Below are 10526 nucleotides of genomic sequence, written 5' to 3' on the forward strand. Positions count from 1 at the left end.
AGTTTCTCCAGCGGATCGCCTAATTCTGTTAATTTCTTGTATCGGTTCTCCTCATCAAAGAACCCTATCTGTCTTATTTTCATATCTCTATTTTACCACTTTTTTTCTTTTTTGTACAGGGGTTTTTAGATGTTACCTTTTACAGATATATGCAGGGAACGAAAAAATTATGCGTCAAATATCCTGCCGGAGAAGGGCGCAAGGGTAATGGTGAAGCTGTCTGTCTCATTGTCGGGAGTAATGATAACATCAGGTTCAACAGGCGTGCTGCCGCTGTAAATGGTGCTGTCCGAGTTTAATAGCTCTTTCAGCCGCTTAATGTCCTCGGCTGGTATGACAGCGTTCTGCTCCTTGTCCGAAAGGTTGAGAAGGATAACTGTGGTCTCGTTTTCGGCGCAGCGCTTGTATGCAAATACGGAGGTCTCGCTTTCATCGGCAAGTATCCATTTGAAGCAGTCGGGATTGTATTCGCCGCTGTACAGGGAGGGACGGTTATCATATATCCTTGAAAGGTCGGTCATATACCGTCTGAACGAGTCGTGAAGAGGGTATTTCAGAAGCTCCCAGTCCTGCTCTCTGGTTTCGTCCCATTCACGGAACTGCGCAAACTCGCCCCCCATAAAGTTGAGCTTTTTTCCCGGGTGTGAGTACATATACATATAAAACGCCCTTGCCTGGGGGAATTTCACGTCGTAATCGCCCCACATTTTCTGAATGACAGTTGCTTTGCCGTGAACGTTCTCGTCGTGGGATACGGGAAGGAGGTACAGCTCGTTATAGTAATACATCATCGAGAAGGTTATCTTTCCGTGATGATATTTTCTCTCCTCGGGAGGCGTGCGGAAATAATCGAAGGTGTCATTCATCCATCCCAGATCCCACTTATAGTCGAAGCCCAGACCGCCGTACTGTACGGGAGCAGTTATCTTCGGGAATGATGTGGAGTCCTCAGCAATGAGCATTGCCGTGGGGTGGAGCCTGTGAAGCCCCTCGTTCATCTTCTTTATAAATTCAACAGTACAGCCGTTTACTCCCCTTGCAGGGTCGCCCTGCCAGTAAATCGCACGGCTGATGGCGTCCATTCGTAATCCGTCAAAGTGATAGACGGACAGCCAGTAATTGGCGGCGGACTGCAGAAAGCAGCAGACCTCACGCCTTGAATGGATAAAATTGTAAGTTCCCCATTCGCTTTGTCCCACCGAGCCGTTGGGGTATTCGTAAAGACAGGTTCCGTCATATTTAGCCAGAGCGTAATCGTCAATGGCAAAATGAACGGGAACAAAGTCCATAATAACGCCGATGCCGCTGTTGTGGCACTTGTCGATAAGCTCCATAAGCTGTGCGGGAGTGCCGTATCTTGATGTGGGAGCGAAAAATCCCGTGTTCTGATAGCCCCAGGAGCAGTCCGCAGGGTGCTCGCTCAGGGGCATAAACTCGATATGAGTGTAGCCGTGCTCCTTAACGTAGGAAATAAGCCTGTCCGCTATTTCCGAATATGTAAACCAGCCGTTTTCGTTATCGGGATCTCTTGCCCACGAACCCAGATGCACCTCGTAAATGTTCATCGGCTTATCGTAATTTTTAGACCGCTTCTGCATCCATTTTATATCGGTGAATTTATAGTCCATAAGGTCGGTTATGATGGACGAAAAGGCAGGACGAAGCTCCATTGCAAAGCCGTAAGGGTCACAGTGCTCCTTTCTGCCGCTCTGTGAATAGATGACGTATTTATACATCATACCCTTACGTGCATCGGGAGAGTGGTAGGAATAGACCTGCCCGTTTTTCTGCATAGCTTCTTCCTTCCAGCCGTTCCACTCTCCGATAATGGAAACTCTCACAGCCGAGGGTGCAAAGGTGCGGAAAACTGTTCCCGTATCGTCGGGGTGAGCGCCGAAGAAATCATATGCGTCAAAAATATTTCCCATAAAAAACTCGTGCATATCCATAACGGAAGATCTCCTTTTTATTCATCGGGACGAATGTCGCCGTCGTTTTCAAATATTCTTTCGGACACTTTTACAAAAAGGTCCAGCGAGTCGATAAGCTTTATTGTGTTGTCCCTGCCCATAGCCGTCACAAGCATATCAAGCTTTGTTTCAAGCGCCTCCGAGCGGCTCACTATATACCTGCTGCCGCTTTCGGTAATGCTGACAAGCACACGCCGCCTGTCAAGCTCGTCCGTCCTGCGGGTAATGTACCTTTTTTTCTCAAGGGAGCGAAGTATCCCCGCAATTCGCCCTCCCGTCATTTCCAACGACGAGGACAGCTGCCCCGGGAGAAGCTCTCTGTCCTCACGGTTTATAAACGACAGCACCTTCATCTCGCCTTGTAAAAACTCTTCAAGTCCTACGGGAGATCTGCTGAAATACAGCTCTTTAAGCTGTTCAAACAGCTTTACGGCAAGTCCGTTGTTTTTATCGTCCACCTTGACACCTCCCGAAAGTTAACAGACTAAATATTTAATACTGTTAAATATTCTAAGCAAATTATACCATATTATTTTTTAGATGTCAATAAATTTTGTTGATTTTTCTGCAAATAAAAAAATTTTTTATATGTTAAAAATACGGAAATGAAATGCTTCAAAAATTCCTTGCATTTTTTTGCGGAATATAGTATAATAATGTTAAGTTTTGAATTTCGGAAGGTTTTGCCTTTCAAGGAAAGGATTGAAGCAAATTTATGGAAATGCAGATGGATTGGAGCTATGTGGGTGCTGTTGTTATTTCGGGCCTTGTCATAGTTTTCGTAGCCCTTATTCTGCTCATCGTCGCTGTGTGGATAATGGGAAAGATCTTCACCGCTTTAAAGTCAGGAAAATCGGATAAGGGCGGCAAGAAGATCGAAGCTGCTCCCGCACCTCAGCCTCAAAAGGAGCCTGCTCCCGTTTCACAGGACGCCGAGGACGAAAGCGAGATAATCGCAGTCATCGCCGCAGCCGTTGCTGCAATGAGCGAGGAAATGGGTCAGCCTCTCAGAATACGCAGCATCAAGCGTGCAGGCGGTATGGGCGCCGGCAACTCCTGGGCAAGAGCCGCACGCAGCGAAAACACCCGTGCATTTTAAAAGGAAAGGATAGTTCCTATGTTACAGATTTTTTTAGACACGATCAAGGATCTGATCGCAAGCTCGGGTCTCGCCGCTCTTCAGTGGCAGAACGTGGTAATGATCCTGATTTCTTTCGCATTTATGTATCTTGCGATAAAGCACAAGTTTGAGCCGCTGCTCCTGCTCCCTATCGCATTCGGTATGCTCCTCACAAACCTGCCCTGCACCGGAATGTATCACCCCGAACTTTGGGTGCTTGACGAAGCGGGTCACGTTGATTTCGGCAATATTATCACAAACGGCGGACTTCTGGATTACCTGTATATCGGAGTCAAGCTCCAGATATATCCTGCGCTCATCTTCCTGGGTATCGGCTGTATGACGGACTTTGCTCCCCTTATCGCAAATCCCAAAAGCTTCCTTCTCGGAGCTGCCGCACAGGCAGGTATTTTCCTTACATTCATCGGTGCTGCCGCTCTCGGTTTCAATGCTGTGGAGGCAGGTTCTATCGCTATCATCGGCGGTGCGGACGGACCTACGGCAATTTACGTTTCAAGTCAGCTGTTAAATGACAAGTGCAGCGTAAGCACAGGAACAATTGCCCTTGCAGCATATACCTATATGGCTCTCGTCCCCCTTATCCAGCCCCCCATTATGCGTCTCCTCACCACCGAAAAGGAGCGCAAGATAAAGATGGCTCAGCTCAGAACCGTTTCCAAGACAGAGAAGATAATCTTCCCTATCGCAGTTACAATTATCATTGCTCTTCTCGTTCCCTCAGCAGCTCCTCTGGTTGGTATGCTTATGCTCGGAAACCTCTTCAAGGAAAGCGGAGTTGTTGACCGTCTCTGCAAGACCGCTCAGAACGAGCTTATGAACATAATCACTATTTTCCTCGGAATTTCCGTTGGTGCCACTACAGTTGCTCAGAATGTTATTTCCTGGGATTTCCTCAAGGTCATCGTTCTCGGCGTTATCGCATTCAGCATTGGAACAGCTTCGGGCGTTCTCTTCGGAAAGCTTATGTGCCTCGTAACAGGCGGCAAGGTAAATCCCCTTATCGGTTCCGCAGGCGTTTCCGCCGTTCCTATGGCTGCAAGACAGTCTCAGAAGGTCGGTTCGGAGGCAGACCCCACAAACTTCCTTCTTATGCACGCTATGGGTCCCAACGTTGCGGGAGTTATCGGTTCCGCAGTTGCAGCAGGCGTTCTGCTGAGCATTATCCCTCACTAAGCTTTAATACAATTTAACAGGATAAAAATAACTGCTTTCGGAGCTTATTAACCGAAAGCAGTTATTTTATTTCTGTGGCTCGCCGCACTTTGTATCGCAAAGATCTCTCTGCGCTGCTATGACCTCAAGGGTGTCCCCAAGCTGAACAAAAGCGGCTGCTGCAAGCGAAAGCTGGGCATTGTCGGGAATATCGGCGGCAATGGCGGCAGCGGCGGCGGTTATGGACACTATAAGCTCGGTGGAAGTCATTTTATATTACCCCCTCCGAGATATTATATGTCATACAGCAAACAAGCGTGAAAAAGGACTGCCGCACCAAAGCACAGCAGTCCCGAAATATATTATGGATAAAATCAGTTGTTGATAAGCTTGTCCTCGCCGTTCCAGCTGTAGAGCTTGCGGATCTCTTCGCCAACGACCTCGGAGGGGTGCTCAGCGTGAAGCTTGCGCATAGCCTTGAAATGAACCTGTCTGCCGGAAGGAGACATATCAAGGAGGAATTCCTTAGCAAATGTACCGTCCTGAATATCAGCGAGAACCTTCTTCATAGCCTTCTTGGTCTCCTCTGTAACGATCTTAGGACCTGTTACATAGTCGCCGTACTCAGCTGTGTTGGAGATGGAGTATCTCATACCTGCGAAACCGGACTGATAGATAAGGTCAACAATGAGCTTCATCTCGTGGATGCACTCAAAGTAAGCGTTTCTGGGATCGTAGCCTGCCTCAACGAGAGTCTCAAAGCCTGCCTGCATAAGAGCGCAAACGCCGCCGCAGAGAACTGCCTGCTCACCGAAGAGGTCTGTCTCGGTCTCAGTTCTGAATGTAGTCTCGAGAACGCCTGCTCTTGCGCCGCCGATACCGAGAGCGTATGCAAGACCGATATCCTGAGCGTCGCCTGTAGCGTCCTGCTCAACAGCGATAAGACAAGGAACACCCTTGCCAGCCTGGTATTCGCTTCTTACGGTATGACCGGGGCCCTTGGGAGCGATCATAATAACGTTAACGTCCTTGGGGGGAACGATGCAGCCGTAGTGAATGTTGAAGCCGTGTGCGAAAGCAAGAGTCTTGCCTGCGGTCATATAAGGAGCGATATCGGTCTTATAAACGTCAGCCTGCTTCTCATCGGGAATAAGGATCATAATAACATCAGCCATCTTAGCAGCTTCGCTTACGGAAACTACCTTGAGACCCTGAGACTCAGCCTTAGCCTTGCTCTTGGAACCCTCGTAAAGACCTACAACAACGTTTACGCCGCTGTCCTTGAGGTTAAGAGCGTGAGCGTGACCCTGAGAACCGTAACCGATGATAGCAACGGTCTTGCCGTCGAGTCTGCCGAGATCACAGTCGGACTGATAGAAAATTTTAGCCATTTTAAATTCCTCCTATAGAATATTATGGATAAATTAAGTATATTTCAAGGCAAAACGCCTTAAAAGCAAATTATTTAATGGTAACGCTGCCCTTCTGGATAGCGATAACGCCTGTGCGGACAATTTCCTTGATGCCGTAGCCCTCAAGAAGATCGTGCATTCTCTTGAGATGAACGGTGGAATCGGATATCTCAATGGTGAGGGTGTTAGCGGTCATATCAATGATCTTTGCGCCCATTATCTCGCAGATAGTGAGTATCTCGCTTCTCTGAGCGGGGGTGGCGTTTACCTTGATAAGCTGCAGCTCCCTTGCAAGAAGCTCGTCGGGAGCAAGAGTGCGGACTTTCATTGTGTCCACAAGCTTGTTGAGCTGCTTTTCGATCTGCTGAGCGGTGTGCTCGTCGCCGTCGGCAACTATGGTAATTCTGGAGATCGCAGGGTCATCGGTCTCTCCCACAGCAAGGCTGTCGATGTTGAAGCCTCTGCGTGAGAACAGTCCCGAAACACGGGAGAGAACGCCTGCGTGATTTTCAACGAGAACGGAAATAGTGTGTTTCATATATGTATCTATCCTTTCAGAAATATCAAAGAGTGGACTCAAGGCTGTAAACGTCACATTCAAGGAGATAGGGCTTGTCCGAAGAAGCAAGCTTTTCTATCTTCTCCTCTGCCTCAGCCATTGTGGAAACTCTGTCGGACTCAATGCCGTATGCACGTGCAAGAGCAACAAAATCGGGGCTTCCGTCAAGACCTACTGCGATCTGTCTGTCGCCATAGCTTTTTGTCTGAAGCTCTCTTACCATACCGAGATAATTATTGCGCATAACGATCATCTTAACGGCAATTTTTTCCTGCATAATGGTGGCAAGCTCCATCATCTGCATCTGGAAGGAGCCGTCTCCGCATACTGCAATAACTTCTCTTTCGGGAGCAGCCATTTTTGCGCCTATAGCGCAGGGAACAGAGTAGCCCATTGTACCCATACCGCCGGAGGTCATAAATCTGCCGCCCTCTTTAATGCCGTAGTTGTTGCAGCACCATATCTGGTTCTGTCCCACGTCGGCAACGCATACAGTGTCCGCAGGCATTCTGTCGGAAAGCTTTCTGAGGAACACCTTAGGATTGATAAAGCCCTCTGTTTCCTCATTTTCGGGGATATCGTTCTTTATTTCGGCAAGCTCGGAGAGCCATTCATCGTGGCTTACCACGCCTATCTTTTCGGTAAGCTCGGAAAGGATAGTCCTGCAGTCGCCTACAAGAGGGATATCAACGGGAATATTCTTGCCTATTTCCGCAGGGTCGATATCAATGTGGATTATCTGCTTATTTTCCGCAAGGAATGTGGGGGATTTTACTGCTCTGTCGCCCACTCTTGCGCCTATGAGTATCATAGTGTCGCACTCGTTCACCGCACGGTTTGCGGACTTCACGCCGTGCATACCCAGCATTCCCAGATACAGGGGGTGGTCTGTGGGGAAAAGGCTTAGTCCCATCATAGTGGAAACAGCGGGCACCTTTGCTTTTTCCGCAAATTCGATAAGCTCCTTTTCCGCACCTGCAAGGAAAATTCCTCCGCCTGCACAGATAAGGGGTCTTTTTGCATTTTCAACAGCTTCGCAGATCTTCTTTATCTGCATAGGATTGCCCTTGACGGTGGGCTTATATGTACGCATTGTAACGGTCTCGGGATATTCGAAATCAATGAGCGTGTTCTGGATATCAATAGGAACGTCAATAAGAACGGGTCCCTTTCTGCCCGTACCTGCAAGATAAAAAGCTTCCTTGAATATACGGGGAAGCATTGAAGCGTCCTTTACAAGATAGCTGTGCTTTACAAAGGGCTGAGCTGCACCTGTGATGTCCACTTCCTGGAAAACGTCGCAGCCTATCTGGTCTGTGGAGACCTGTCCCGTAATGCAGATAAGGGGAACGCTGTCGGCATAGGCAGTAGCTATTGCTGTAAGGAGATTTGTGGCGCCCGGTCCCGATGTGGCTATGCACACCGCAGGCTTGTTGGTTATCCTTGCATATCCGCTTGCCTCGTGGCCTGCGTTTGCCTCGTGCCTTACGAGCACGTGATGTATATCTGAACGGTAGAGTTCGTCATAAAAAGGACAAATTGCCGCACCCGGATAGCCGAAGACGACCTTGACGCCCTCCGATCTAAGACATCTAACCATTGCTTCAGCAGCACGTATCATTCCTCTTCACGACCTTTCGGTAAATTTACGAATTTTTATCCGCATACAAATATATTATATTACAATCCCTTTTTTTCGTCAAGCATTATTGGAAATAAAATTTGCCAAATAAATGATTTAACTTTTTGTTCACATAATTTCGGGGATATATGATATAATTAGATGTGTATTTATTATAATTAAAGCTGTGAGATGAACTTATGATAAAAAAACTGATACTTATTCTTTCGGCGGCGGCAGTACTTCTTTGCGGCTGCACTCAGATAAATGAAGAAGAGGAAGAGGCAGTAATGGCTGACGTTACCGTTTCCGAAGCCGCTCCCTATCCCGTTACCGCAGGAGGACTTACCTTTAACAGCTCACCCGAAACTGTAGGCTCCCTGTCTCCTGCAGTAACGGAAATGCTGTTCGAGCTGGGATACGGCGACAGACTTGTATGCCGAAGCGATTACTGCGATTATCCGGAGGAAGCGGAGGCTGTCCCTGCTGTGGGTTCCGCCGTAAACCCCGATATTGACGGGATAATTAAGCTATCCCCTGCCCTGCTCATTACACAAAGTCCTATCGCAAACAAGGACATTACTCGTCTTTCACAGGCAGGGATATCGGTTCTCAGCATTCCTGCGCCCCGTTCCGCAGAGGAGCTGATGGAGAATTACCGCTCCCTCTCCCTGATATTTTCGGGCAGCCTTGAGGGCGAGGAAAAGGCTGACAGGGCAACGGAAGACCTGAGAGCGGCTCTGAACGAGGCGAAAGGCTCCTGCGAAAGCCTTGTGTTTATTATGAACATCACCGACGACGGATTTTCCGCTGCAACAGGTGACTCCTTTGCGGGAGATTACGCTGCTCATTTCGGAAAAAATATTGCTGCAGGAAACACATCTCTGACCCTTACTCCCGAGGAGCTGCTTGCCGCAGACCCCCAGGTCATACTCCTTGCGCACCCCCTTGAGTCCTCGGATATCGACAGCGAGCTGTCCTCTCAGCTCTCAGCATTTTCCGAGGGACACGTTTTTGTGATAGACGCTTCTCTCACCGAGCGCCCTACCGCACGTCTTGCAAGGATAACAAGGAAAATTTCCGAAGCTGTGCGTGAAGATACGGGCGGTGCAGATTTTGCGGAAATTCCCCAAACAGCGGCGGAAACAGGATTTGAGACTGCGGAGGTCTCAGAAAATATTCCGGAAGATGTTAATGAATGATTAAATCCACATATCGGCATATTGCACATTTTATACATATTCCTCTTGCGAAAAATTATCAAATTTTCTTGCAAGAGGATTTTTTTGTGATTTTATGGGGAATTTATTTGTTTGTAACGTCAAAAATATTGTTATCCTCTCCATTATAAATAGTACAGTCTGCACATTCCGAGGTATTTGTTACCAAAAATCTTCGGAATTGATTTTTTAATCCTATAGGAGTAATATGATATTTGGAAAAATTATCAGGGAGGCTGTTTATTATGTCAGAAAAATCCATTCAGCGCACTTCGGGGAACCGAAAGCTTTATTCCCTTGTTATCGTGGGACTTATGGCGGCGCTTGTTTATGCGGGAAATTATTTACAGATAAAGATCCCAAACGGCGCACTCGTTACAAGAATACACCTGGGAAATTCTATGTGCCTGCTGGCAGGTCTGCTTTTCGGAAGGCTTAAAGGCGGTCTTGCTTCGGGTATCGGTGCGGCGCTTTACGATCTTTTTGACCCCGTGTATATCGTTTCGGCACCTTACACCTTTTTCTCCAAATTCGCAATGGGCTTTACCGCAGGTCATCTGAGAAAGCACGGAACTACAAATGAAAAGACTGCCGTTATCCTCGGCGCTGTGGCAGGTCAGCTTGTGTACATCGTTCTGTATCTCCTCAAGACCTTTATCAGTCAGATACTTTTAGGCGAGCCTGTTTCGGTGGCACTAAAGCTCACAGGCGTCAATGCGATAACATCGACCATTAACGGCGTACTTGCCTGCGTTATAGCAATCCCCCTTTACTTTGCTCTTTCAAAAGCACTTGCCCACACAGGCATTGCTCCCTTTATCACAGAAAAGGAAGAAAGCAAGGGCTGGCTCAATCCCCTTACCGCAGGGCTTACCGCTTTTGCTGTTATCGTGACCGCTCTTTACACCATCAACCTTGCAAACACCAACAAGCTTGAAAAGAAGCAGGCTGAAAAGGAAGCGGCTTATGCGGCGCAGATCGACGATCTTCAATATCAGATAGATTACCTTAAATCTTATCTCAAGGTCGAGATACCCGAGAGAGAAGAACCTGCCGAAACAGAATAACTCATATACATCAAAACGGCTGAACCTGGAAAGTTCAGCCGTTTCAGTCTGTCGAAAAAGAAACGACAATTATATAATATGCACAAACCCATACAGAAATTGCTTTGTCAAAAACGTTCCACCGGAACGTTTTTGAGGGTAAGTTATCCCAACCGCTCTACAAGGGGAGGCGGTCGTGTTCGCCTCCCCTCGAAATGCTGTCGCATTTCTCACCCCTTGCTCAGTTTTGAAGGATAAAAGGAGATTTCGCCCTCTGCGGAGGGCGACCAAAGGGCGCCGCCCTTTGGAAACCTGCAAGCCTTTGGAAAAGGCTTGAGCGAAACTTTTAGTGTTATGTTTATTTGTGCAACTTTTTTCATTTCTCCACTTTATCGACAAGCTGAA

The 10526-nt window shown here is 47.7% G+C and carries 10 protein-coding genes; 4 read left to right on the forward strand and 6 right to left on the reverse strand.

All coding sequences use genetic code 11. From position 1 onward, the window contains the following. Positions 1–167 precede the first annotated feature (167 nt). Together glgB and ACR0QN_RS13235 are read right to left on the reverse strand one after the other, a co-directional pair. On the reverse strand, positions 168–1949 hold the full coding sequence (gene glgB / locus ACR0QN_RS13230; protein ID WP_432651693.1) for a 1,4-alpha-glucan branching protein GlgB: 1782 nt from the start codon (positions 1947–1949) through the stop codon (positions 168–170). A gap of 17 nt (positions 1950–1966) precedes the next feature. After that, positions 1967–2428 (reverse strand): MarR family winged helix-turn-helix transcriptional regulator, encoded by a 462-nt coding sequence (locus ACR0QN_RS13235; protein ID WP_432651694.1) that lies wholly within the window; start codon positions 2426–2428, stop codon positions 1967–1969. 257 nt (positions 2429–2685) lie between these two features. On the opposite strand from ACR0QN_RS13235, the gene ACR0QN_RS13240 reads away from it, so the two are divergent. After that, positions 2686–3069: an OadG family protein gene (locus ACR0QN_RS13240; protein WP_432651695.1), complete on the forward strand. Its 384-nt coding sequence runs from the start codon at positions 2686–2688 to the stop codon at positions 3067–3069. A gap of 18 nt (positions 3070–3087) precedes the next feature. Further along, on the forward strand, positions 3088–4284 hold the full coding sequence (locus ACR0QN_RS13245) for a sodium ion-translocating decarboxylase subunit beta (RefSeq protein WP_432651696.1): 1197 nt from the start codon (positions 3088–3090) through the stop codon (positions 4282–4284). Positions 4285–4350: 66 nt separating this feature from the next. Here the strand turns inward: ACR0QN_RS13245 and ACR0QN_RS13250 are convergent, their stop codons facing one another. The 4 genes from ACR0QN_RS13250 to ilvB form a co-directional block, all read right to left on the reverse strand. Further along, positions 4351–4533 carry a DUF6774 domain-containing protein gene (locus ACR0QN_RS13250; protein WP_432651697.1) on the reverse strand — a complete coding sequence of 61 codons (183 nt, stop codon included), beginning with the start codon at positions 4531–4533 and terminating at the stop codon, positions 4351–4353. Positions 4534–4637: 104 nt separating this feature from the next. Beyond that, complete coding sequence (gene ilvC / locus ACR0QN_RS13255) at positions 4638–5654, reverse strand: ketol-acid reductoisomerase (protein ID WP_432651698.1); 1017 nt, start codon at positions 5652–5654, stop codon at positions 4638–4640. A gap of 70 nt (positions 5655–5724) precedes the next feature. After that, on the reverse strand, positions 5725–6213 hold the full coding sequence (gene ilvN, locus ACR0QN_RS13260) for an acetolactate synthase small subunit (RefSeq protein WP_432651699.1): 489 nt from the start codon (positions 6211–6213) through the stop codon (positions 5725–5727). Positions 6214–6238: 25 nt separating this feature from the next. Beyond that, positions 6239–7855: a biosynthetic-type acetolactate synthase large subunit gene (gene ilvB / locus ACR0QN_RS13265; protein ID WP_432651700.1), complete on the reverse strand. Its 1617-nt coding sequence runs from the start codon at positions 7853–7855 to the stop codon at positions 6239–6241. 200 nt (positions 7856–8055) lie between these two features. Here ilvB and ACR0QN_RS13270 point away from each other — a divergent pair, with 200 nt between their 5' ends. Both ACR0QN_RS13270 and ACR0QN_RS13275 read left to right on the forward strand, forming a co-directional pair. Beyond that, entirely contained in the window at positions 8056–9057 is a 1002-nt protein-coding gene (locus ACR0QN_RS13270; RefSeq protein WP_432651701.1) for an ABC transporter substrate-binding protein, read from the forward strand. Between the two features lie 263 nt (positions 9058–9320). After that, entirely contained in the window at positions 9321–10142 is an 822-nt protein-coding gene (locus tag ACR0QN_RS13275; RefSeq protein WP_432651702.1) for an ECF transporter S component, read from the forward strand. Positions 10143–10526 lie beyond the last annotated feature (384 nt).

It is taken from the genome of Huintestinicola sp. (genome assembly GCF_050874005.1).
In the GTDB taxonomy this organism is placed as follows: domain Bacteria; phylum Bacillota; class Clostridia; order Oscillospirales; family Ruminococcaceae; genus Huintestinicola.

Coding starts and splice junctions, on each gene's coding strand:
- ACR0QN_RS13270 (WP_432651701.1), top strand. CDS start 8,056: ATGATAAAAAAACTGATACTTATTCTTTCGGCGGCGGCAGTACTTCTT.
- ilvB (WP_432651700.1), bottom strand. CDS start 7,855: ATGATACGTGCTGCTGAAGCAATGGTTAGATGTCTTAGATCGGAGGGC.
- glgB (WP_432651693.1), bottom strand. CDS start 1,949: ATGGATATGCACGAGTTTTTTATGGGAAATATTTTTGACGCATATGAT.
- ilvC (WP_432651698.1), bottom strand. CDS start 5,654: ATGGCTAAAATTTTCTATCAGTCCGACTGTGATCTCGGCAGACTCGAC.
- ACR0QN_RS13245 (WP_432651696.1), top strand. CDS start 3,088: ATGTTACAGATTTTTTTAGACACGATCAAGGATCTGATCGCAAGCTCG.
- ACR0QN_RS13240 (WP_432651695.1), top strand. CDS start 2,686: ATGGAAATGCAGATGGATTGGAGCTATGTGGGTGCTGTTGTTATTTCG.
- ACR0QN_RS13250 (WP_432651697.1), bottom strand. CDS start 4,533: ATGACTTCCACCGAGCTTATAGTGTCCATAACCGCCGCCGCTGCCGCC.
- ACR0QN_RS13275 (WP_432651702.1), top strand. CDS start 9,321: ATGTCAGAAAAATCCATTCAGCGCACTTCGGGGAACCGAAAGCTTTAT.
- ilvN (WP_432651699.1), bottom strand. CDS start 6,213: ATGAAACACACTATTTCCGTTCTCGTTGAAAATCACGCAGGCGTTCTC.